21 protein-coding genes are annotated in these 21175 nt (G+C 70.6%); 20 read left to right on the forward strand and 1 reads right to left on the reverse strand.

Features of this window, described 5'->3' with window-relative positions; all coding sequences use genetic code 11:
* Positions 1–15: 15 nt before the first annotated feature.
* A complete protein-coding gene (locus OV208_RS17630) occupies positions 16–1551 on the forward strand; it encodes a hypothetical protein (RefSeq protein WP_267574996.1) in 1536 nt (511 codons plus the stop codon).
* Positions 1552–1884: 333 nt separating this feature from the next.
* A complete protein-coding gene (gene mdcG, locus OV208_RS17635) occupies positions 1885–2544 on the forward strand; it encodes a malonate decarboxylase holo-[acyl-carrier-protein] synthase (protein ID WP_267574997.1) in 660 nt (219 codons plus the stop codon).
* Positions 2545–2565: 21 nt separating this feature from the next.
* On the opposite strand, the gene OV208_RS17640 is transcribed toward mdcG, so the two are convergent.
* Complete coding sequence (locus OV208_RS17640; RefSeq protein WP_267574998.1) at positions 2566–4536, reverse strand: DUF4185 domain-containing protein; 1971 nt, start codon at positions 4534–4536, stop codon at positions 2566–2568.
* 425 nt (positions 4537–4961) lie between these two features.
* On the opposite strand from OV208_RS17640, the gene OV208_RS17645 reads away from it, so the two are divergent.
* Genes OV208_RS17645 through OV208_RS17730 form a run of 18 tightly spaced genes read left to right on the forward strand, consistent with a single transcriptional unit; the run spans position 4962 to position 21168 of the window.
* A complete protein-coding gene (locus OV208_RS17645) occupies positions 4962–5693 on the forward strand; it encodes a beta-ketoacyl synthase chain length factor (protein ID WP_267574999.1) in 732 nt (243 codons plus the stop codon).
* Positions 5686–6465: a lysophospholipid acyltransferase family protein gene (locus OV208_RS17650; RefSeq protein ID WP_267575000.1), complete on the forward strand. Its 780-nt coding sequence runs from the start codon at positions 5686–5688 to the stop codon at positions 6463–6465. Before OV208_RS17645 ends, OV208_RS17650 begins: the two co-directional genes overlap by 8 nt.
* Positions 6452–6715, forward strand: a complete 264-nt coding sequence (locus tag OV208_RS17655) for a phosphopantetheine-binding protein (protein WP_120534369.1) — start codon at positions 6452–6454, stop codon at positions 6713–6715. Before OV208_RS17650 ends, OV208_RS17655 begins: the two co-directional genes overlap by 14 nt.
* Before the next feature lie 33 nt (positions 6716–6748).
* Entirely contained in the window at positions 6749–7009 is a 261-nt protein-coding gene (locus tag OV208_RS17660) for an acyl carrier protein (RefSeq protein ID WP_120544400.1), read from the forward strand.
* Positions 7006–7557, forward strand: coding sequence for a hypothetical protein (locus OV208_RS17665; protein WP_267575001.1), 552 nt, complete (start codon positions 7006–7008; stop codon positions 7555–7557). Before OV208_RS17660 ends, OV208_RS17665 begins: the two co-directional genes overlap by 4 nt.
* Positions 7550–9262 carry an AMP-binding protein gene (locus OV208_RS17670; protein ID WP_267575002.1) on the forward strand — a complete coding sequence of 571 codons (1713 nt, stop codon included), beginning with the start codon at positions 7550–7552 and terminating at the stop codon, positions 9260–9262. Before OV208_RS17665 ends, OV208_RS17670 begins: the two co-directional genes overlap by 8 nt.
* Positions 9259–9996: a glycosyltransferase family 2 protein gene (locus OV208_RS17675; protein ID WP_267575003.1), complete on the forward strand. Its 738-nt coding sequence runs from the start codon at positions 9259–9261 to the stop codon at positions 9994–9996. Before OV208_RS17670 ends, OV208_RS17675 begins: the two co-directional genes overlap by 4 nt.
* Positions 9993–10940 carry an acyltransferase gene (locus OV208_RS17680; protein WP_267575004.1) on the forward strand — a complete coding sequence of 316 codons (948 nt, stop codon included), beginning with the start codon at positions 9993–9995 and terminating at the stop codon, positions 10938–10940. Before OV208_RS17675 ends, OV208_RS17680 begins: the two co-directional genes overlap by 4 nt.
* Positions 10912–12471 (forward strand): HAL/PAL/TAL family ammonia-lyase, encoded by a 1560-nt coding sequence (locus OV208_RS17685; RefSeq protein WP_120544395.1) that lies wholly within the window; start codon positions 10912–10914, stop codon positions 12469–12471. Before OV208_RS17680 ends, OV208_RS17685 begins: the two co-directional genes overlap by 29 nt.
* Entirely contained in the window at positions 12461–12880 is a 420-nt protein-coding gene (locus tag OV208_RS17690) for an acyl-CoA thioesterase (RefSeq protein ID WP_267575005.1), read from the forward strand. Before OV208_RS17685 ends, OV208_RS17690 begins: the two co-directional genes overlap by 11 nt.
* A complete protein-coding gene (locus OV208_RS17695; RefSeq protein ID WP_267575006.1) occupies positions 12877–13485 on the forward strand; it encodes a LolA family protein in 609 nt (202 codons plus the stop codon). Before OV208_RS17690 ends, OV208_RS17695 begins: the two co-directional genes overlap by 4 nt.
* Entirely contained in the window at positions 13475–15772 is a 2298-nt protein-coding gene (locus OV208_RS17700) for an MMPL family transporter (RefSeq protein ID WP_267575007.1), read from the forward strand. Before OV208_RS17695 ends, OV208_RS17700 begins: the two co-directional genes overlap by 11 nt.
* Entirely contained in the window at positions 15769–16995 is a 1227-nt protein-coding gene (locus OV208_RS17705; RefSeq protein ID WP_267575008.1) for an NAD(P)/FAD-dependent oxidoreductase, read from the forward strand. The genes OV208_RS17700 and OV208_RS17705 overlap by 4 nt, the downstream gene beginning before the upstream one ends.
* Positions 16986–17555: a DUF3261 domain-containing protein gene (locus tag OV208_RS17710; protein WP_267575009.1), complete on the forward strand. Its 570-nt coding sequence runs from the start codon at positions 16986–16988 to the stop codon at positions 17553–17555. Before OV208_RS17705 ends, OV208_RS17710 begins: the two co-directional genes overlap by 10 nt.
* Before the next feature lie 8 nt (positions 17556–17563).
* The gene (locus tag OV208_RS17715; RefSeq protein WP_267575010.1) at positions 17564–18745 is read left to right on the forward strand and encodes a beta-ketoacyl-ACP synthase; all 1182 of its coding nucleotides are present in this window, start codon (positions 17564–17566) and stop codon (positions 18743–18745) included.
* Complete coding sequence (locus OV208_RS17720) at positions 18745–19209, forward strand: hotdog family protein (RefSeq protein ID WP_267575011.1); 465 nt, start codon at positions 18745–18747, stop codon at positions 19207–19209. The genes OV208_RS17715 and OV208_RS17720 overlap by 1 nt, the downstream gene beginning before the upstream one ends.
* On the forward strand, positions 19202–19933 hold the full coding sequence (gene fabG / locus OV208_RS17725) for a 3-oxoacyl-ACP reductase FabG (protein ID WP_267575012.1): 732 nt from the start codon (positions 19202–19204) through the stop codon (positions 19931–19933). The genes OV208_RS17720 and fabG overlap by 8 nt, the downstream gene beginning before the upstream one ends.
* Positions 19930–21168: a beta-ketoacyl-ACP synthase gene (locus OV208_RS17730; RefSeq protein WP_267575013.1), complete on the forward strand. Its 1239-nt coding sequence runs from the start codon at positions 19930–19932 to the stop codon at positions 21166–21168. Before fabG ends, OV208_RS17730 begins: the two co-directional genes overlap by 4 nt.
* Positions 21169–21175 lie beyond the last annotated feature (7 nt).

Here is a 21175-nt window from a genome sequence, read left to right on the forward strand (position 1 = left end):
ATGGCCTTCTCGTTGATGACCCGTCCCACGTCCCGTGCGCTGGTGGTTCCCGGCACGGTGGCGCTGCTGCTGCTGCTTCCCTGGCTCATCTATTCGAGCGCCATCGTCCACCGTTATGGCCTGCGCGACGACTACGCCATCCTGCGGGAGGCGCGCGAGGAGCCGGGCAAGATCCTCCGCGTCTGCGCCTCGCAGGGCCGTCCGCTCTACGGCTGGATGTTGGAGGCATCCGCGAAGGCGGCGGGCGGCATCGACGGGTTGATGGGGCTGCGGCTGCTGGGCGTCGCTGGACTTGGCGTGCTCGCGGCGGCGGTCTTCCTGATGCTGCGCAAGGAGGGATGGAGGCCGGGCTCGGCGGCCCTGCTCGCGGGGTTCCTGACGCTGACTCCGTCCGCGCAGGTCATCGCCAACTGGAGCATCTGCTGGCCGCAGGCGGTGGCGTTGATGTTGGGGCTGGCGTCCTTCGCGTGCGCCCGCCGCGCCATCGGGCACCCCGAGGAGACGGCGCCGCACGGGTGGCGCTGGACGCTGGCGGCCGTGGGGGCCATGGCCACCGCGACGCTCATCTATCAGGTGAGCGGCCTGTTCTACGCGGTGCTGCTGGCGGCGGCGCTGGTGGCGCGCCGCGACGCGTCCCTGAAGGACACGGCGCGCTGGATGGCGAAGCACCTGGTGGTGATGGGCGTGGGGCTGCTGCTCGCGTACGCCGTCACCCGGGTGACGTTCGCCACGGGCCTCTTCACGGCCTCGCCACGGATGTCCTTCGAGAAGCACTGGGTGGACAAGACCGTCTGGGCGCTCACGCACGTGTTCCCCAACGCGCTCGCCCTGTCCGCGCTCAACGAGACGCCCGGCGACATGGATGGTTACTGGGCCATGGTGGTGCTGACGCTGACGCTGCTGGGCGTGGGCGTCGTGGTGGAGGGCCGCCGCTCCGGGCTCACCGGCGTGGGGCGCTGGCTGCTGGCGCTGGTGACGCTGTCGGCGGCGGCGTATTCGGTGAGCTTCCTCGCCGGGGAGCGCTGGCCTACCTACCGCACGCTCAACGCGCTGACCGGCGTGTGGGCCGTCTTCTTCGCCGCGTCCCTGGTGAACCTGGGCACCGTCTGGCCCCGACATGGGCCCCGCATGGCCATGCTGCTGCTCAGCGGGTTCGTGGCCTTCAGCGCGTTGCTCGCGCACGAGCAGTCCCTGGAGCTGTTCGCCCTGCCCCAGGGGCGGGAGCTGGCGCTGATGGAGCAGGGCGCGAGCCTCGTCATCCCCGCGCAGAAGCCGCGCGTCTTCGTCCTCACCGCGAAACAGGCGGACTCCACCGCGCCCTTCCACTACCTGGACGAGTTCGGCTCCGTCTCCGTGGACGCGGAGTGGGTGGCCAAGGAGATGCTCAAGGAGGTCGTGAAGGAGCGCTTCCCCCGGGAGAAGGACATCAGCGGTCTCTACCGCTTCGCCGCCGGTCCCGTGGCCCCCGAGCCGCGCAACTACGACATCCTCATCGACATGCGCCGGCAGCACGTGAGCGCGGTGCGTCCCGTGCTCCAGCTCCCCCGGTAGCGGCGGGCCCACGGGAGCCGGGTGGAGGCCAGCCGCCACCGGGATGACGAACCGGGCGCGCGAGCGTCCCGCCGCACGGGAGAAGGGTCCCATGCGCAGGAACTCCCACCCGGTTTTCCGGGGAGACGCGCCGGGCGGAGGCCTGCCCGACGGCTCTCGCGCCGCCGCGTGCAGGTTGGGCCCCACCCGGGGCGTGAATCCGGGTAATGACTTGGCGAGTGATGTCCTTCTTGCCCCGGCCCCACCTTCCGCTTCCGCGAGCCTTCCGGGCCGTCGCGTCCCGCGCCTCGGAAGGACGTCCGGGTTTCTCCCGGGCAGAGGGAGCCGCCGTCGATGCCGGGTGAGCGTCCGGCACGGCACGACTGGGCGTACCTGGGCGCCGACTGGGCGGAGCACCTGCGCTCGCCACTGAACCCGGAGGTGCTCCGGCTGACGACGGAGTGGCAGCAGCACGGCCGTCCCTTCACCGTCGTCCGCCGGGACATGCCGGACCTGCACGACGAGCTGCGGCTGGGCCTCACCCTGCCCGACCGCCGCCACCTGGCGTTGCACGTGGCACGGCCGGCCGTGGTGCGCGTGTTGCCGCCGCCCACCGTGGCGGAAGCCCGGGCCACCGCGCCCGCGACGTGGCAGCCCGCGCTGGAGGACGTCATCGCGCTGGGCACCGTGTTGGACCTCACGGTGGGCGTCTTCGGTTCGCTGGCGTGGCAGTTGCGCACGGGCGTGACGTTCCTCCGGCCGCTGTCGGACGTGGACCTGCTGTTCGCCCCCGCGCGCTGGTCCGACGTGGAGCGGCTGTTGTTCGGCCTGGAGGCGGTGTCGCGGCGCCACTCGGTGGTGCGCCTGGACGGCGAGGTCCTCCTGCCCGACGGCGGCGCGGTGTCCTGGCGCGAACTGGCGCTGGAGCCGGAGATCATCTGGGTCACCGGCCCCCGGGGCGCCAGTCCCCGCACGCTCAAGGACCTGCGCGCGCTGTTCCCCGCGGAGTCCTGAGCGGCAGGGGAAGTCGCGCCGCTACTCGCGCGTCACCGCCACGTCGTCCACCTGGAGCCAGGTGTCGCCCGCGTTCGCCCACGTCCCGGCGTACACCTCCACGGCGTGGTTCGCGCCGGAGTCGAACGTGACGCTCAGCAGCGTGTAGTTGCCCAGCGCCTGCGTGAGGTGCGTCTCGTTGAGGATGGGCCCGTTGTTGAGCCCGCGCGCGCCGAAGTAGCCGTCGTTCTGGTTGGAGGAGGTCTTCACCCAGCCCGTCAGCGAATAGCGCGTGTTCGGCGTCACCGCGACCTCCTGCTTGATGGCGTTCCACCCCGTGTCGTTGCGCACCCACGCGTTGTTCGCGCCCGTGCGAGCGAAGCCCAGTCCCCGGTCGATGCCCGCCTTGCCCAGCGTGTACCAGGGAGAGGTGGCCGTGCCGGAGGGCTGCTGTTCGAAGCTGGCCTGCGCGACGAGGTTCGCGCCCCGCGCGAGGCTCACGTCATCCAGTTGCGCCCAGGTGTCGCCCGCGTCCGCCCAGACGCCGCCGTACACCTCCACCACGGAGTTCGCGCCGGAGTTGAAGGTGACGGTGCGCTCCGTCCACGCCGCCAGCGCGCCGAAGGACGACTCACCCAGGATGGGGCCATTGCCCGCCGCACGCGCGCCAAAGTAGCCCCGGCTGTTGTTGGGCGATGCGCGCAGCCAGCCCTTCAGCGTGTAGTCCGTGTGGGGCTGCACGACGACGCTCTGCTTGAGCGCGTTCCAGCCGCTGGTGCCGCGCACGAAGCCGTTGTCCTGTCCCGTGCGCGCACTGCCCAGCGCCCGGTCGATGCCACCTCCGCCCGTGAGATACCAGGGCGCCATCGTCGGCGTCGCCGCCTGCGTCTCGAAGCCGGGCTCGGACAGCAGGTTGTCGCCCTGCGTGTCGGGGGTGAGCGACGCGCGCAGGAGGAACGTGTTGTAGGGCGTCCACTGCGAGGTGATGAAGTACAGCTCCGTGGCGGTGTTGCCCCACGGGTGGATGAACCCGTTGTAGATGCCGGGGAAGGCGGCGCCGGTGGCCAGCAGCTTCTCCCCGCTCCACGGCCCCGTCGGCGTGCCCGCGTCGCGCAGGACGACGGCCTGCCGGTGCTCATTGAGGTACGTCATCAGGAAGCGGCCCAGCGCCGCGTTGTAGACGACGGACATTTCCCCCGCGATGCCGATGACCACGGGCCGCGCCGCCGCCTGCGACGTGGACCAGCCGTTGCCGTCCCAGTAGCGATACGCGTTGATGTCCAGCAGCGCGCCCTCCGGAACGCGCGCCAGATGCACGTTGCCGAAGCGGCCGTTGGGCGTGGCGAACAGATAGACGAACCCGCCGTTCTTCACCATCGCCGCCATCTGGAAGGGATTCGTCCAGGCAGCGTTGTTCGCCCAGCGGGCGGACGCGTGCTTCACCCAGTTCTGCCCGTTGTCGTCCGAGTACGCGATGCCCGCATAGTTGGTGATCCACTGCCCCGGATCCCCCCAGTGCCTGACGGACATGTAGTGGATGTAGTGCCGTGAGCCCACGGTGACGCCCGCCGTGGGGATGACGGTCATCTCGTCGTTGTCCACCTTGCGCGACGGGAGGATCTCCTTCGCGTGCCGCGTGCCGTCCTGCACCATCGTGGAGAACGTGAGCCCGTTGGACAGCGTGGCGTCCGCCGAGCGCGCCAGCACGTTGCTGCGCCACCCGCCGCCACACCCGCCGTTGCCGCACCAGCCCGCGCCGAAGGTGTCCCCGAACAGGACGAACACCTCACCGCCGCCCTTGTCCCAGACGATGCCCAGGTCCGTGCCGTACACCTCGTGGTTCGAGTGCGTCTGGTTCGGGTTCGGCAAGAGCTCCCCCGAGGGCGTCGCGCCTGTCACCCGCGCCACCTTCGTCACGTTCGTAGGCGTCACCGCCTCCGCCACCCCCGCGCCCCCCAACAGCCACACCGCCTGGACCACCACCGCCCGCTTCCACCTCGTCGTACGTCGCATGCCTGGAGCGCCCTTCCGTCCATGAATCTGGATTGATAGTAAAAACGGAAAAACCTTAGCGCCTTCCAACAGGGTGGCGGGATGGCCGCGCGCGTCCGGTGAATACGGAGGCCCTCCGCGACGTCGTCAGCCCACGCCCGGAACCTGTCGCCACGGGCCGTTGCGTATCCGCCGTGGGGGTCCTTCCGACCTGCGGGGAGCCGTGGACGCGTCATCCCCCTGGACAAACCCGGGAGCAGCTGAAAGCCAAGGTTCGAGTGCGCGTTCCTCCAGCAAATGCAGCCCTTTGCGAGGGACCTCGGGCATGGGGTGAGGCGTCCGCCCGCTTCCCTGCTGGCTCGACGCCTGGCGCCAATTGTCTCCCTGTTGATGCTTTGGTAAAGGTTGCCTTTGGGAGCGCTTGGGGCCTCTCCGTCGACAAGATGATGGGATTCACCGTTCAGCGCTGGGCCGCATGGGCCCCCGGCCTCGTAGACCCTGCTGCTTGGGAAACCTGGCTCGCGAAGCCCCACCCCCTCCCAGCCGAAGGCACGCCCGCGCTCGCGGAGATGCCCGCGATGATGCGCCGCCGCGTGGACCGGCTGGGCCGCATCGCCCTGCAGGCCACGTATCAGGCCCACGTGGACGCCCCTGAGGCGCCGGTGCTCTTCGCATCGCGGTACGGAGACCTGGGCCGCTCGTTGGAGCTGCTCACACAGTTGGCGCGCTCGGAGCCGCTGTCGCCCACGTCGTTCAGCCTGTCGGTGCACAACGCCATCGGCGCGCTCTACTCCATCGCTCGGAGGGACACGGCTTCGTATGGCGCCATCGCCGCGGGCGAGGAGACGGTGGAGGCCGCCTTCACGGAAGCGTGCGGCCTGCTGGCCGACGGCGTTCCCCGGGTGATGGTCGTCCTCTACGACGAGCCCGTGCCGGAGCCCTGGCAGCACTTCTCCGAATCCGTGAGGTTCCCGCACGCCTGGGCCTGCGTGCTTGCGGCCGACACGGGCGCGAACGCCATCCGTCTGGATTGCCACGCCGGGCTCCCGGGCACGGACGCACAGGAGCAGGACGAACTGCCGGTGGACCTGCGCGCGCTGCGCTTCCTGGTCTCCGGAGCGCGGCGGTGGGAGCACGCGGTGGGCGCACGGCGCTGGCGGTGGGAACGCCATGGTTGAGAAGCTCGACCGGCTCTGGCGCATCTTCGCCACCGGCCTGTCCTTCGCCACGTTCGGGCTGGGCGGGCTGGCGCTGCGCCTGCTCTACTTCCCGCTGCTCCAGTTGTTCGTGCGTGAGCCTGGCCGGCAGACGCGGCTCGCGCGGCTCGCGGTGCACCACTCGTTCCGCTTCTTCGTCGGCTACATGCGGTTTCTCGGCGTGCTGCGCTACGAGCTCCACGGGGTGGAGAAGCTGTCGCGCTCCGGGCTGCTCATCCTGTCCAACCACCCGACGCTCATCGACGTGGTGTTCCTCGTCTCGCTGGTCCCCAACGCGGACTGCGTGGTGAAGGCGAGCCTGGCCAACAACCCGTTCATGCGCGGGCCCATCCGGGCGACGCGCTACCTGTGCAACGACTCCGGGCCCGGGCTCGTCCAGGACTGCATCGCGTCCGTGAAGGCCGGCAACAACCTCATCATCTTCCCGGAGGGCACGCGCACGCCCGTGCACGGGCCCATGCAGTTGCAGCGCGGCGCCGCCAACATCGCGGTGCGCGGCCCCTGCGACATCACGCCCGTCACCATCCGCGTCGCGCCGCTGGGCCTCACCAAGGGCACGCCCTGGTGGAGGGTGCCGCCGAAACCCATGCACTTCATCATCCGCGTGGAGGACGACATCCCCGTCTCCTCCAAGGACGCGGATGCGGGCGACGCGGCGAAGGCCGCGCGCCACCTCACCACACGCCTTCACGACTACTTCTCCCGGGAGAACCAGGGCCATGCTGGAGCTTGAGCACGAAATCAAGCGTCTGGTCATCGAGACGCTGAACCTCGAGGACCTCAAACCGGACGACATCGATCCGGCCGCGCCGTTGTTTGTCGAAGGCCTGGGGCTGGACTCCATCGACGCCCTGGAGCTGGGGCTGGCGCTGCAGAAGTCCTATGGCGTCGTGCTGGCGAGCGACTCCAAGGAGAACCGCCGTCACTTCGCCAGCGTACGGGCGCTCGCGGACTTCGTCAGCACCCACCGCACCAAGTCCTGATCCTCTAAAAACCAAAGCGCGGAGCCACACCCCATGACCAAGCACGAATTGTTCGAGCGCCTGAGCGCCATCCTCCAGGAAACCTTCGACATCGAACCGTCGCGCATCGTCCCGGAGGCGCGGCTGCACGACGACCTGGACATCGACAGCATCGACGCCATCGACCTGCTGGTGCGCCTGAAGCCCGTCGCGGGCCAGCGCGTTCCGCCGGAAGTCTTCCGCTCCGTGCGCACGCTGCAGGACGTGGTGGACGCGCTGCACGGGCTGCTCGGCAGCGACTCCGCCGCGGCGTGAAACGCCTGCGTCCGGTGTTGTTGGGGCTGTTGAGCCTCGCGTATCCGCCGCTCGTCTATCTGGGCCTGGGCCACTTCGAGCCCCGCTGGATGGCGCTCCCCCTGGCGGGCATGGCGGTGGTGCGCGCGGTGGCCACCCGGGAGAAGATGTGGCTGGCGGCGGCCGTGGGAGCGCTGGTGCTCGCGGCGTCCAGCATGCTGGGCAACCACGCGCTGCCCCTGAAGCTCTACCCGGTGCTGGTGAACAGCGTGCTCTTCACCGTCTTCGCCACCAGCCTCGCCTATCCGCCCAGCGTCATCGAACGGCTGGCGCGCCTGAGGGAGAAGGACCTGCCCCCGTCCGGCGTCGCGTACACGCGCAAGGTGACGCAGGTGTGGTGCGGCTTCTTCGTGCTCAACGGAGGGCTCGCGCTCACCACCGCGCTCTGGGCGAGCGACGCCACCTGGGCGCTCTACAACGGCCTCATCGCCTACGGCCTCATGGGCCTGCTCTTCGCCGGCGAATGGGTGGTGCGGCAGCGGGTGCGCGCACGGCACGCCCATGGGTGAGCCGCTCGCGCTCGAACACCTCCTCGTCCACGGCCGTCCCGCCGGGCACCCCGTGGCCCGCCGCGAGGGACAGGTGCTGGACTTCGCCTCGCTCCGGACGAGGGCTGCCGGCTGGCATGCGGCCTTCGCGGCGCACGGGGGCCAGCGGTGCGCGCTCTTCCACGAGGACACCTTCGAGTTCGCCGCCGCGCTCCTGGGCGCGTGGCACGCGGGCGTGTGCATCTACCTGCCCGCCGACGCGCGACCCGCCACGCTGGACGCACTGCGCGCCCACGTGGACGGCTTCGCGGGCCGGGCTCCCGCGGACCAGACAGCGCTGACGCCCATCCCGGACGCGGAGGCCACGTTCCGGCCCCTGTCGCCGGACCTCGCCGCGCTGGTCGTCTACACGTCGGGCTCCAATGGGGAGCCCACCGCCATTGCCAAGCGCCTGTCGCAGCTCTCCAGCGAGGTGGTGACGCTGGGAGCGCTGTTCGATGAAGAAGCCGGGGACGCGCCCGTGCTCGCCACCGTGTCGCACCAGCACATCTACGGGCTGCTGTTCCGGGTGCTGTGGCCGCTGGCGTCGGGCCGGCCGTTCGACGCGCACGGGCTGCCCTACCCGGAGGACATCGTGGCCGCGCTGCGCCCGGAGCCCGCGCTGCTGGTGGCGAGCCCCGCGCACCTGAAGCGGCTGCCGGCGTCATTGGACTGGGCCTCCGTGCGAGGCCGCCTGCGCGGGCTGTTCTCGTCGGGCGGACCGCTCAGCCCCGAAGCGCTCCAGGCGTGCCGGGAGCTCTTGGGCCGGGCGCCGGTGGAGGTGTACGGCAGTTCGGAGACCGGGGGCGTCGCGTGGCGCAGACGGGACACCGATGATGCCGCGTCGTGGACGGTGATGCCCGGCGTGGAGGTGCGCGCGGGCTCCAGCTCCGATGACGAGGTCCTGACGGTCCGCTCGCCCCACCTGGACCTGCCCGAAGGCGCGTGGTTCACGACCGAGGACCGGGCGAGGGCGGTGCCCGGTGGCTTCGAGCTGCTGGGGCGGCGCGACCGGCTGCTCAAGCTGGAGGAGAAGCGCGTGTCGCTGAGCGCCATGGAGCGGGCGCTGGTGGAGGGCGGGCTCGTGCGGGAGGCGCGGGTGTTGCCGCTGGCGGACGGCCACCGGGTGACGCTGGCGGTGGTGGCGGTGCCGCAGGCGGCGGGCTGGAGGCTCCAGGAGGCGGGGGGCAGACGCTCCCTGAACCAGGCCCTGCGCGAGAAACTGGCCCCGCATTTCGAGTCCAGTGCCTTGCCGCGCCGGTTCCGATATCTGGAGGCCATGCCGGTCAACTCGCAGGGCAAATCCACGGAAGCGGCGCTCGCCGCCCTCTTCGACCCGAGGCGGCCCCCGTTCCAGGTGCTGGAGCGTGCACCGGAGCGCGTGCTGCTGTCGGTGGACGTGCAGGAGGGTTCGCCCTTCTTCGACGGGCACTTCCCCGGTACGCCCATCCTGCCCGGCGTCGTCCAGGTGGAGTGGGCGCTGCTCCTGGGCCGCGAGCACTTCGCGCTGCCGCCGGACTTCCTGCGGATGGAGACGCTGAAGTTCCAGCAGGTGATTCCGCCCGGCACGCAGTTGACGCTGGAGCTCACCTGGGCGGCGGAGTCCGGACGGCTGGGGTTCAAGTTGACGTCGGCCGCGGGCGCGCACGCCAGCGGTCGCATCGTGCTGGGTGGAGGGGTGGGATGAAGGTCTGCGCGGTGATTCCGGTCTACAACCACGGCGAGGCCGTGGGCGCGGTGGTGCACGCGGTGCGCTCTCACGGCCTGCCCTGCGTGCTGGTGGACGACGGCAGCGAGCCCGGCTGCGCGGCGGTGCTGGACGGACTGGCGCGCGAGGACAGCACCGGCGTGGAGGTGGTCCGCCTGCCCCAGAACGAGGGCAAGGGCGGCGCGATGATGGCGGGCCTGCGCGCGGCCCAGGCTCGCGGCTACAGCCACGCGTTGCAGATCGACGCGGACGGGCAGCACGACGCCCGCGACATCCCCCGCTTCCTCGCGCTGGCGAAGCAGAGCCCCGACACGCTGGTGTGTGGCACGCCCATCTACGACGAGTCCGTGCCCAAGGGCCGGCTGTACGGGCGCTATGCCACGCACATCTGGGTGTGGATCAACACGCTGTCGTTCACCATCCGCGATTCGATGTGCGGCTTCCGCGTCTATCCGCTGGCGCCCACCGTGGCGCTCATCGACTCGGTGCGGATCGGCAAGCGGATGGACTTCGACGTGGAGGTACTGGTGCGCCTGTTCTGGCGCGGCATGCGCATCCTCAACCAGCCCACCCACGTACGCTACCCCACCGACGGCATCTCCCACTTCGACGTGCTCTGGGACAACGTGCGCATCTCCGGCATGCACGCCCGGCTCTTCTTCGGAATGCTGCCGCGGCTGCCCATGCTTCTGTGGCGCAAGGTGGCGAAATGAAATCCCGCCACTGGGCGGAGATGGGAGAGACGACTTTCGTCGCCGGCATCTGGCTCCTGTACTGGATCCACAAGCTGCTGGGCCGCTGGCCCTTCCGCCTCTGCCTGTATCCGGTGGTGCTGGTGCACTGGCTGAGCCGTCCACTGCTCCGCCACTCCTCGCTCCAGTACCTGGAGCGGGTGGAGGCCGCGACGGGCGCGCTGGGCCACAAGCCGCACTGGCGCGACAGCGTGCGCCACACGCTGACGTTCGCGGAGACGATGCTGGACAAACTGCTCGCGGTCAGCGGGCGCTACCACTTCGAGCGCGTGCGCACCGAAGGCCGCGAGGAGTTCTATCAAGCGGCGAAGGCGGGCAAGGGCGGCATCATCGTCACCGCGCACATGGGCTGTCTGGAGTTGTGCCGCACCATGGCGGAGCGCAGAGGTGAGGTGAAGCTCAACATCCTGGTGCATACGCTGCACGCGGAGCAGTTCAACCGCCTGCTCAAGCGCCTCAACCCGGAGAACGACTTCCACCTGCTGGAAGTCACGGACATGGGCCCGGCCACCGCCGTCGCGCTGAACGAGCGTGTGGAGGCCGGCGAGTTCGTGGTCATCGCGGGCGATCGCATTCCGGTGAATTCCAGCCAGACCGTGCGCGTCGACTTCCTGGGACACCCCGCACCCTTTCCCGTGGGGCCCTACGTGCTGGCGGCGCTGCTCAAGTGTCCGCTCTACCTGCTGGGCTGCATCCATGAGGGCGACGGCTACACCATCCACTTCGAACGCCTCTCCGAGCGCATCGTCCTGCCGCGAGGCAGGCGCGAGGCCGCGCTCACGGAGTGCGCGCAGCAGTACGCAGGCCAGGTCACGGCGCTCCTCAAGCGCGCGCCCTACGACTGGTTCAACTTCTTTCCCTTCTGGGATCAGGTGAATGTCTCCGCGAAGCCCCCTACCTTCTGACCTCCCGGTGCGCTTCGACGGCGGTCGGCTGACCCTTGAAGACGTGGGGGCGCTGGCGCGGCGCGAACGCCCGGCCGAGCTGGGCACCGCGCCCGCCTTCCGTCAGCGCATCGCGAAGGGCGCCGCGTTCCTGGACCGGCTGCTGGCGGAGGACGGCGTCATCTACGGCGTCACCACCGGCTACGGCGACTCCGTGACGGTGTCCATCCCGCCCGCGCTCGTCGCGGAGCTGCCGCACCACCTCTACACGTACCACGGCATCGGCGCGGGCCGGTTCCTCACGCCCGAGGAGACGCGCGCGGTGCTGGCCACGCGGCTCGCCTCGCTGTGCCAGGGTTTCTCCGGCGTGGGCGAAGGACTGCTCACCCAGTTGGAGCTGCTGCTGAAGCACGACGTGCTGCCCATGATTCCCGCCGAGGGTTCGGTGGGCGCGAGCGGAGACTTGACGCCCCTGTCCTACGTGGCGGCGGTGCTCTGCGGCGAGCGCGACGTCTGGTATCGGGGCGAGCGCAGGCCCGCGGCGCAGGTGTTGGAATCGCTGGGCGTGAAGCCCCTCAAGCTGCGGCCGAAGGAGGGGCTGGCCATCATGAACGGCACCGCCGTGATGACCGCCCTGGCGTGTCTGGCGTGGGAGCGGGCGGAGTACCTGTCCCGGCTGGCCACGCGGCTGACCGCGTTCAACGTGCTGGCGAGCGCCGGCAACGCGCACCACTACGACGAGACGCTCTTCGCCGCCAAGCCGCACGCGGGCCAGCAGCGCGTGGCGGCCCGGCTGCGCGCGGACCTCGTCACCGACCGGCCGTCGCGCAACGAGCAGCGGCTTCAGGACCGGTATTCGCTCCGGTGCGCGCCGCACGTCATCGGCGTGCTGGAGGACGCGCTGCCCTTCTTCCGCACGCTCATCGAGAACGAGCTGAACAGCGCCAACGACAACCCGCTCATCGACCCCGACGGCGAGCGCGTGCTGCACGGCGGCCACTTCTACGGCGGCCACATCGCCTTCGCCATGGACAGCCTGAAGACGGCGGTGGCCAACGTGGCGGACCTGTTGGACCGTCAGCTCGCGCTGCTGGTGGACCCCCGCTACAACCATGGGCTGCCCGCCAACCTCTCCGCGGCCACGGGCCCACGGGCCGCCATCAACCACGGCCTCAAGGCGGCGCAGATCAGCGTCTCCGCGTGGACGGCGGAAGCGCTCAAGCAGACGATGCCCGCGTCCGTGTTCTCCCGCTCCACGGAGTGCCACAACCAGGACAAGGTCAGCATGGGCACCATCGCCGCGCGCGACTGCCTGCGTGTGCTGGAGCTGACCGAACAGGTGGTGGCGGCGATGCTCATCGCGGCCCGCCAGGGCGTCACCCTGCGGCAGCGCGTGGACGCGGACGCGAAGCCGGGCCCCGCGTTGGCGGCCATGCACGCGGACCTGGAAGCACGCATCCCCCTGCTGGTGGAGGACCGCGCCCTGGATGGCGAACTCCAGGGCCTGCTGAGCGCCCTGCGCCGTCGGGAGTGGAGGCTGCATGAAGCCTGACCTGAGCTGCGAAATCGAAATCGCTCCGCCGTTCCACGACCTCGACATGATGGAGATCGTCTGGCACGGCCACTACGTGAAGTACCTGGAGCTGGCGCGCTGCGCGCTGTTGCGCCGGTACGACTACGACTTTCCCCAGATGCGCGAGTCCGGCTACGGCTGGCCCGTGGTGGACATGCGGCTCAAGTACGTGTCCCCCATCTCCTACAAGCAGAAGATCATCGTGCGCGCCGAAATCACCGAATGGGAGAACCGGTTGCGCTTCGACTACGTGCTGCGCGACGCGGCCACCGGGCGCAAGGTGAACCAGGCCCACACCATCCAGGTGGCGGTGGCCCTGGCGACGGGGGAGATGCAGTTCGTCTGTCCGGAAGTCCTCTGGAACAAGCTGGGAGTGAGGCCGGAATGAAGACCCTGCTCGTGCTCACCTGCGCGCTCTTGTCCGTGAGCGCCCACGCGGGCGACCTCGTGAAGGACGTGCGCGCCCGGCTGGCGGATGCGCCGCTGGTGCGCGGCCAGTTCGAACAGAAGAAGACCGTGGCGGGCTTCAAGAAGCCGCTGGTGTCGAAAGGCGACTTCCTCCTCGCCCGCGACCAGGGCGTGCTGTGGAACACCCGCACGCCCTTCGCCTCCACGCTGACGCTCACGCGCAAGTCGCTGAGCGCCCAACAGGGCCAGGGCGGCGCGGCCTACCACCTGGACTCCACCAAGGAGCCGGCGCTGGCGGCGGTGAACGAGCTGCTCTTCGCGCTGCTCGCGGGCGACGTGTCCACGTTGCAGAAGCGCTTCAAGGTGGAGGGCGCGCTGGTGGGCACCACCGGCTGGCGGTTGGAGCTGACGCCCACGGACGCGGGGCTCGCGCGCGTCTTCAAGCACATCCAACTGGAGGGCGATGCCTACGTGCGCCAGGTGAAGATGGACGAGACGCGCGGAGACTCCAGCGTCATCCTCTTCGACCAGCTCACGCAGACGCCGCCGCCGGATGGCACGGAAGCCGAACGCCTTGGCAAATAAGCTGGCCATCCTCTGGGCCCTGGTGGTGCTCGCCGTGGGCGTGCACCAGGTGTCCTTCTGGCGCTCGGCCCACCTGGACACCGACGTGCTCGCGCTCCTGCCGGAGGACGAGCAGGCGCCGGAGGTGGACGCCGCCACGCGCAAGCTCGCGGACGAGGCCGGCCGGCAGGTGGTGCTGCTGGTGGGCGCGCAGGACTGGGCCTCCGCGCAGAAGGTCGCGGACGAGGCCACGCGCGTCTTGGAGCAGGCCTCCGACGTGCTGGAGCCCGCCGTGGTGGACACCTCCGCGCTGGAGCAGGCGGTGGACTTCTACCGGCCGTACCGGGACCGGCTGCTCACGCCTTCGCAGCGCCAGTGGCTCACGCGCGCGACGCCGGAGGAGCTGGGCGGCACGGCCCTGATGAAGCTGTACCAGCCCGCGGGCGCCCGCATGACGGACTGGAACGCGGATCCGCTGGGCCTGTGGCCGGACTGGTGGCAGGCCCGCGCGGCGGAGACCTCCGCGCGTCCTCGCGACGGTCGGCTGTGGCTGTCGGGCGAGGACCGCGAGTGGGTCCTCCTCACCTGGAAGAGCAAGGTCTCCGCGTTCGCGCTGGGCGACGGCTCCCGCGTCACGTCCGTGGTGGAGCAGGCCCGCGCCCGGGTGGAGGCCACCGTGCCCGGCGCCCGGCTGGTGGCCGCGGGCGTGCCGCTGTACGCGGAGGCCGCCGCCGCGCAGGCGAGCTGGGAGATGTCCACCATCGGCTTCGGCTCACTGGCGGCGGTGCTCCTCTTGGTGTGGCTCACCTTCCGCTCGCTGCGGCCCATCCTGCTCGTGGGCGTGTCGCTCACGCTGGGCTGCGCCGTGGCATTGACGGTGACAGCGCTCGTCTTCGACCGGGTGCACCTGCTCACGCTGGTGTTCGGCTCCAGCCTCGTGGGCGTGGCGGAGGACTACGGCTTCCACTACTTCGCCGCGCGTCAGGGCAAGGCCCCGTCCGAGCGCGGGCCGGTGATGCGCTCGCTCTTGCCGGGCATGGCGCTGGCGCTCGTCACCAGCGTGGTGGCGTACCTGGCGCTGGGCGTCGCGCCCTTCCCCGGCCTGCGGCAGATGGCGGTGTTCTCCGCCGCCGGCCTCACCGCCGCGTTCCTCACCGTGGTGTGCTGGTTCCCCTCGTTGGACAGGGGCGCGCTGCCCGTCACCGCCTTCTCCGAGCGCTTCTCCGCCTCCATCACCCGCTGGCCGCGCATCGCCTCCACGCGGGGCTGGTGGCTGACGGGCGCGGTGCTCACCGTGCTCGTGGCCGTGGGCCTCTGGAAGCTGAAGCCCCAGGACGACCTGCGCCAGTTGCAGGGCGCGCCCCCGAACCTCATCGCCGACCAGCGGGAACTGGGGCGGCTGCTGGGGCTGCCCAGCCCCGCGCAGTTCTTCCTGGTGGAGGGAGACAGCGACGAACAGGTGCTCGCCCGCGAGGCGACGTTGAAGCAGCACCTGGACGCGCTGGTCTCGGAGAAGGTGTTCGCGGGCTACCGCGCCGTGTCCGACTGGCTTCCCTCGCAGGCCCAGCAGCGCGAGGACGCGGCCCTGAGCGCCCGCGCCGAAGCGCAGGCCGTGGCCGCCGTCAGCGAATCCACCGGCGAGGCCCCCACGCGCGCCACGTTCGCCGAAGCACCGCTCACGCCATCACACTTCCTCTCCGGGCCGGTCGCCTCCGCCATCCGGCAGCAGTGGCTGGGGACGCTGGGTGCGCGGCAGTACAGCGTCCTCATGCTTCGCGGCCTCAATGATCCGAAGCAACTGCCGAAGCTGGAAGCGGTCGCGCACGGCCTGGAGGGCATCCGCTGGGTGGACAAGACGGCGGAGATCTCCGGGCTGCTCGGGCGCTACCGGCGCATCATGGGTGGGCTCATCGTCGCGGGTTATGTCGCGGTGCTGCTCACGCTGGTGGCCCGCTTCGGGCGACAGGCGTGGCGCGCGTGGCTGCCGTCCGTGCTGGGCACGCTCATCACGCTCGCCCTCTTCGGCTGGTCGGGGGCGCCCTTGCAGCTCTTCACCGTGCTGGGGCTGGTGCTGCTTTTGGGCATGGGCGTGGACTACGGCATCTTCCTCCTGGAGCATCCCGGTGACGGCTCCGCGTGGCTCGCGGTGGCCCTGGCCGGCGTGAGCACGCTCCTGTCCTTTGGCTTGCTGGGCCTGTCGGCCACGCCCGCCCTGCGCTCCTTCGGCCTCGCCATGCTCCTGGGCGAGGTCACCATCTGGATCCTCACCCCCTGCTTCCGACTTCCTCCTGGGAAAGCCACACATTGAAAACTGAATCGGCGGACATCCTCATCATTGGCGCGGGCCCCGCGGGCTCCGTCGCGGCGGGCCTCCTTCGCAAGCAGGGCCGTGACGTCCTCGTGTTGGAGCGTGAGCAGTTCCCCCGCTTCTCCATCGGCGAGAGCCTGCTGCCGCAGAGCATGGAGTACATCGAAGCGGCCGGCATGCTCCAGGACGTGGTGGAGGCGGGCTTCCAGTACAAGAACGGCGCGGCCTTCGTGCGCGGCGACAAGTACACGGACTTCGATTTCCGCGACAAGTTCACCCCTGGCTGGGGCACCACCTTCCAGGTGCAGCGCGCCCACTTCGACCACGTGCTCGCGAAAGGTGCCGAGCGCCAGGGCGCCACCGTGCGCTACCGCCACGAGGTCCTCTCCGTGGACACGAACGGTGAACAACCGGAGGTGACAGCGCGCGGTCCCGACGGTGAGACGTACCGCGTGCGCGCGCGCTTCCTCCTGGACGCGAGCGGCTTTGGCCGCGTGCTGCCGCGCCTCTTGAACCTGGAGACGCCGTCGAACTTCCCCAAGCGCGGCGCCCTCTTCACCCACGTCCAGGACCGCACGCCGCCGGGCAGCTTCGACCGGAACAAGATCCGCGTAACGGTGCACCCCGAACACGTGCACGTCTGGTACTGGACCATCCCCTTCTCCGACGGCCGCTGCTCGCTGGGGGTCGTCGCGAAGATGGAGTACCTGGAGCAGTACCAGGGCACGGACACCGAGCGGCTCCAGGCCATCGTGAAGGAGACGCCGTCGCTGTCGGACCTGCTGAAGGACGCGGTCTGGGACACGCCCGCGCGCAAGCTCACCGGCTACGCGGCCAACGTGAAGTCGCTGTGGGGCCCGGGCTTCGCGCTGCTGGGCAATGCGGGCGAGTTCCTCGACCCGGTGTTCTCCTCGGGCGTCACCATCGCGTTCAAGTCCGCGAGCCTCGCGGCCGACTGCATCCGCCGCGCGTATGCCGGGGAGACGGTGGACTGGGAGAAGGACTACGCGAAGCCGCTCAAGGCGGGCGTGGACACCTTCCGCACCTTCGTGGAGTCCTGGTACGAGGGCGGCTTCCAACAGGTCATCTTCCACCCGAACCCGTCCCCGGACGTGCGGCGGATGATCTCCGCCATCCTCGCCGGCTACGCGTGGGACACGAACAACCCCTACGTCGCGGAGAGCAAGCGGCGCCTCGGCGTGCTCGAGGCCGTGTGCGCCTAGCCCTCCCTGTCCTGCTCGTCGCGGGCCTCCTCGCCTGCACCACCACGCCCCGCCCGAAGCCCGCCGCTCCCGGCGAGCCGCTGCCAGAGCTGCGTCTGGCACCGGCCGCCCTGGGCACCACGGTGAGCCTGACGCAGCGGCTGGAATTCGCGCACGAGTCGGACCCGGGCGGCCCGCGTTCACTGGAGGCCCTGTTGGAGGTGGAGCCGGCGCTGATGCAACTGGCCGGCTTCGCCCTGGGGCAGCGGCTCATCACGCTGCGCTGGAACGGCACCACGCTGGACGAGGAGCGCGACCCGCGCCTGCCTGCCCAGTTCCAGTCCGCGCCGGTGCTCCGGGACGTGCAGCTCGTCTACTGGCCAGCCGACGCCGTGCGCTCCGCCCTTCCCCCTGGCTGGACGCTGGAGGATGGGCCGGGGCGACGCGCCCTGTCGAAGAACGGCAGGGAATGGGTGACGGTGCGCTACGATGGCGAGCCGCGCTGGGAAGGGCGCACACAGCTCACCAACCTCTCCGAGCACTACCGGCTCACCATCGAATCGCGCACCGCGGACGAGTGACTCTTTCCATGATGCCCCCCGTCTTCCTCCACCAGCTCGGCCTCGTCTGCGCCCTGGGCTCCGGGAAGCGCGAGGTGGCGCGCGCCCTGTTCGCGGCCACCCCCTCCGGCGTCGCATCCCACGAAGGGTACGCGGACCGCGCGCTGCACCTGGGCCTCGTCACCGCCCCGCTCCAGGCCCAGGACGCGCTGCCCGCGTCCTGGCACAGCCGCAACAACGCGCTCCTGCTGACGGCGCTCGCGCAAGTCCGTCCCGCCGTCGATGCGGCCATCGCCCGGTTCGGTCCGGAGCGCGTGGCCGTCGTCCTGGGCACCAGCACCTCCGGCATTGGAGAGAGCGAAGGCGCCATCGCCGGGCTGCTCGCCACGGGACACCTGCCCTCGACCTACCACCTGCGCCAGCAGGAGCTGGGCGCCCCCGCGAGCGCCCTGGCCCACGTGCTGGGCCTCGCCGGGCCCGCGTATGTCATCTCCACCGCGTGCTCCTCCAGCGCCAAGGCCCTGGCGAGCGCGGCGCGGCTGTTGCGCGCGGGCACCGTGGACGCGGTGCTGACGGGCGGCGTGGATTCGCTGTGCCGCTTCACCGTGGCGGGCTTCCGCGCGCTGGAGTCGGTGAGCGAGGAGCGCTGCAACCCGATGAGCGTCCACCGCCACGGCATCAACATCGGCGAGGCCGCGGCGCTGTTCCTGATGACGCGCGAGCCGGGGCCGGTGCGCCTGTCCGGCTGGGGCGAGTCCTCCGACGCGCACCACATCTCCGCGCCGGAGCCCGGGGGCCGGGGCGCCATCGCCGCCATCCGCGAAGCGCTCACGCGCGCGGGGCTCACGCCCGAAGGCGTGGACTACGTGAACCTGCACGGCACCGCGACGGAGCAGAACGACGCGATGGAGAGCCGCGCGGTGCACGCGCTGCTGGGCCCGGACGTGAAGGCCAGCTCCACCAAGCCGCTCACCGGCCACACGCTGGGGGCCGCGGGCGCGCTGGAGGCGGCCTTCGCGTGGCTCACGCTCACGGACAACCCTGAGGGACGTCTGCCCGCGCACTTCTGGGATGGGGCGGCGGACCCGGCCCTTCCCGCGCTGTCGCTGGTGAAGCCGGGCGAGGCGCTGGGGCGGCCGGTGCGCGCGGTGCTGAGCAACTCGTTCGCCTTCGGGGGCAGCAACGCCGCCCTCGTGCTGGAGCGCGCGTGATGCGCACCCCCATCGACCTGCCCATCGCGGACCTGGTGCCCCATGGCGGGCGCATGCGGCTGCTCGACCGCGCGCTGGAAGGCGACGCGGAGACGCTGCTCGCGGAGGTCACCGTGCGCGAGGACAGCCTCTTCTTCGTGGACGGCGCCGTGGGCGGCTGGGTGGGCATCGAATACATGGCGCAGGCCGTGGCCGCGTGGGCCGGCTGGCATGCGCGGCTGCGCGGAGAAGTCCCGAAGGTGGGCTTCCTGCTGGGCACCCGCCGCTATGAATGCCAGAGACCCCGCTTCACGCTGGGGGAGTGCCTGCGCATCGAGGTCCACCGGCAGTTCTCCGCGGACAACGGGCTGGGCCAGTTCGACTGCACCATCACCCTCGGGACGCAGACGGTGGCCACGGCGGCGCTGACGGTGTTCGAGCCTCAAGCCGGGCACGACGTGAAGAGGAGCAACACGGATGGGTGACAAGACGGTGCTGGTGACGGGCTCAAGCCGGGGCATCGGCCGCGCCATCGCGCTGCGCCTCGCACGCGACGGCTTCGACGTGGTGGTGCACTGCCGCAGCCGGCGCGAGGAAGCGGACGCCGTGGCGGCGCTGGTGCGGGACGCGGGACGCGAAGCGCGCGTGCTCCAGTTCGACGTGTCGGACCGGGCCGCGACGCAGGCCGCGCTGCTCGCGGATGTGGAAGCCCATGGCTGCTACTACGGCGTGGTGTGCAACGCGGGCATCGCGCGCGACAACGCCTTCCCGTCCATGACGGCGGAGGAGTGGGACAGCGTCATCCACACCAACCTGGACGCCTTCTACAACGTGCTCAACCCGCTCACGATGCCGCTGGTGCGCCGCCGCAAGCCGGGCCGCATCGTCACGCTGGCGTCGGTGTCCGGCATCATGGGCAACCGCGGCCAGGTGAACTACAGCGCCGCGAAGGCGGGCATCATCGGCGCGACGAAGGCGCTGGCGGTGGAACTGGCCAAGCGGGACATCACCGTCAACTGCGTGGCCCCGGGCCTCATCGACACGGAGATGGTGGACTCGCGGATATTGGAAGAGGCGCTGAAGATCATCCCCGCGCGCCGGGTGGGGAGACCGGAGGAGGTCGCCGCCGCGGTGAGCTTCCTCATGGCCGAGGACGCCGGCTACATCACGCGTCAGGTGATTTCCGTGAACGGGGGGATGGTCGGATGAAGCGCGTGGTGGTCACCGGCGTGGGTGCCCTGAGTCCCCTGGGGCACGACTGGACAACGGTGGAGGCGCGGCTGCGCGCCCGGAAGAACGCCGTCCAGGTGATGGAGTCCTGGAAGCAATACGAAGGCCTGCACACGCGGCTGGGGGCTCCCGCCGCACCGTTCGAGCTGCCGTCGTCCACGTATTCGCGCAAGACGACGCGCACCATGGGCCGCGTGGCGCTGATGGCGACGCGGGCCAGCGAGCTGGCGCTCCTGGACGCGGGCCTCCTGGGCAACCCGCTGGTGAAGAGCGGGCGGATGGGCATCGCCTACGGCTCCTCCGCGGGGACGCCGGAGAACATGGGCGACTTCGGCAAGATGATCACCCACAAGACGACGGAGGGCATCACCGCGACGACGTACCTGCGGATGATGTCCCATACGGCGGCGGTGAACATCGGCGTCTTCTTCGGCATCACCGGACGCATCATCACGACCTCCAGCGCATGCACCTCCGGCAGCCAGGGCATCGGCTATGCGTACGAGGCCATCAAGCTGGGCCGTCAGGTGGCGATGCTCGCGGGCGGCGCGGAGGAGCTGGACGCCACCGGGGCCGCCGTCTTCGACACGCTCTTCGCCACCAGCACGAAGCACAACGAAGCGCCCCACCAGTCCCCCCGCCCCTTCCACGCCGAGCGCGACGGGCTGGTGCTGGGCGAAGGTGCGTGCACGCTGGTGCTGGAGGACCTGGAGCACGCCCGGGCGCGCGGCGCGACCATCCACGCGGAGGTGCTGGGGTACGGCACCAACAGCGACGGCCGCCACGTCACCCAGCCCAACGCGGACACCATGGCGCAGGCGATGCGGCTGGCGCTGGAGGACGCGGACGTGCCGGCCTCCGCCATCCCGTACGTCAACGCGCACGGCACCGCGACGGACACCGGGGACGTGGCGGAGAGCGCGGCCACGCTGGCGGTGTTCGGGGAGAAGGTCGCCCTGTCGTCACTCAAGAGCTACATGGGCCACACGCTGGGGGCCTGCGGCGCGCTGGAGGCGTGGATGAGCATCCAGATGATGCGCTCCAACTGGTTCGCGCCCACGCTGCACCTGGACACCGCGACGGTGGATCCGAAGTGCGCGCCCCTGGACTACGTCACGGGCGACGGACGCGCCCTGGAGACGGACCTGGTGATGAGCAACAACTTCGCCTTCGGCGGCATCAACACGTCGCTCATCTTCCGCCGCTGGCTGTGAAATCTGG

The organism is Corallococcus sp. bb12-1, from assembly GCF_026626765.1.
Classification (GTDB): domain Bacteria; phylum Myxococcota; class Myxococcia; order Myxococcales; family Myxococcaceae; genus Corallococcus; species Corallococcus terminator.

What these genes read in the sequence shown, in the direction of transcription:
- OV208_RS17645 (WP_267574999.1), top strand. Translation starts at nt 4,962, where the DNA reads ATGGGATTCACCGTTCAGCGCTGGGCCGCATGGGCCCCCGGCCTCGTA.
- OV208_RS17695 (WP_267575006.1), top strand. Translation starts at nt 12,877, where the DNA reads ATGAAGACCCTGCTCGTGCTCACCTGCGCGCTCTTGTCCGTGAGCGCC.
- OV208_RS17715 (WP_267575010.1), top strand. Translation starts at nt 17,564, where the DNA reads ATGATGCCCCCCGTCTTCCTCCACCAGCTCGGCCTCGTCTGCGCCCTG.
- OV208_RS17730 (WP_267575013.1), top strand. Translation starts at nt 19,930, where the DNA reads ATGAAGCGCGTGGTGGTCACCGGCGTGGGTGCCCTGAGTCCCCTGGGG.
- OV208_RS17630 (WP_267574996.1), top strand. Translation starts at nt 16, where the DNA reads ATGACCCGTCCCACGTCCCGTGCGCTGGTGGTTCCCGGCACGGTGGCG.
- OV208_RS17690 (WP_267575005.1), top strand. Translation starts at nt 12,461, where the DNA reads ATGAAGCCTGACCTGAGCTGCGAAATCGAAATCGCTCCGCCGTTCCAC.
- OV208_RS17720 (WP_267575011.1), top strand. Translation starts at nt 18,745, where the DNA reads ATGCGCACCCCCATCGACCTGCCCATCGCGGACCTGGTGCCCCATGGC.
- mdcG (WP_267574997.1), top strand. Translation starts at nt 1,885, where the DNA reads ATGCCGGGTGAGCGTCCGGCACGGCACGACTGGGCGTACCTGGGCGCC.
- OV208_RS17680 (WP_267575004.1), top strand. Translation starts at nt 9,993, where the DNA reads ATGAAATCCCGCCACTGGGCGGAGATGGGAGAGACGACTTTCGTCGCC.
- OV208_RS17670 (WP_267575002.1), top strand. Translation starts at nt 7,550, where the DNA reads ATGGGTGAGCCGCTCGCGCTCGAACACCTCCTCGTCCACGGCCGTCCC.
- OV208_RS17655 (WP_120534369.1), top strand. Translation starts at nt 6,452, where the DNA reads ATGCTGGAGCTTGAGCACGAAATCAAGCGTCTGGTCATCGAGACGCTG.
- OV208_RS17675 (WP_267575003.1), top strand. Translation starts at nt 9,259, where the DNA reads ATGAAGGTCTGCGCGGTGATTCCGGTCTACAACCACGGCGAGGCCGTG.
- OV208_RS17660 (WP_120544400.1), top strand. Translation starts at nt 6,749, where the DNA reads ATGACCAAGCACGAATTGTTCGAGCGCCTGAGCGCCATCCTCCAGGAA.
- OV208_RS17685 (WP_120544395.1), top strand. Translation starts at nt 10,912, where the DNA reads ATGTCTCCGCGAAGCCCCCTACCTTCTGACCTCCCGGTGCGCTTCGAC.
- fabG (WP_267575012.1), top strand. Translation starts at nt 19,202, where the DNA reads ATGGGTGACAAGACGGTGCTGGTGACGGGCTCAAGCCGGGGCATCGGC.
- OV208_RS17650 (WP_267575000.1), top strand. Translation starts at nt 5,686, where the DNA reads ATGGTTGAGAAGCTCGACCGGCTCTGGCGCATCTTCGCCACCGGCCTG.
- OV208_RS17640 (WP_267574998.1), bottom strand. Translation starts at nt 4,536, where the DNA reads ATGCGACGTACGACGAGGTGGAAGCGGGCGGTGGTGGTCCAGGCGGTG.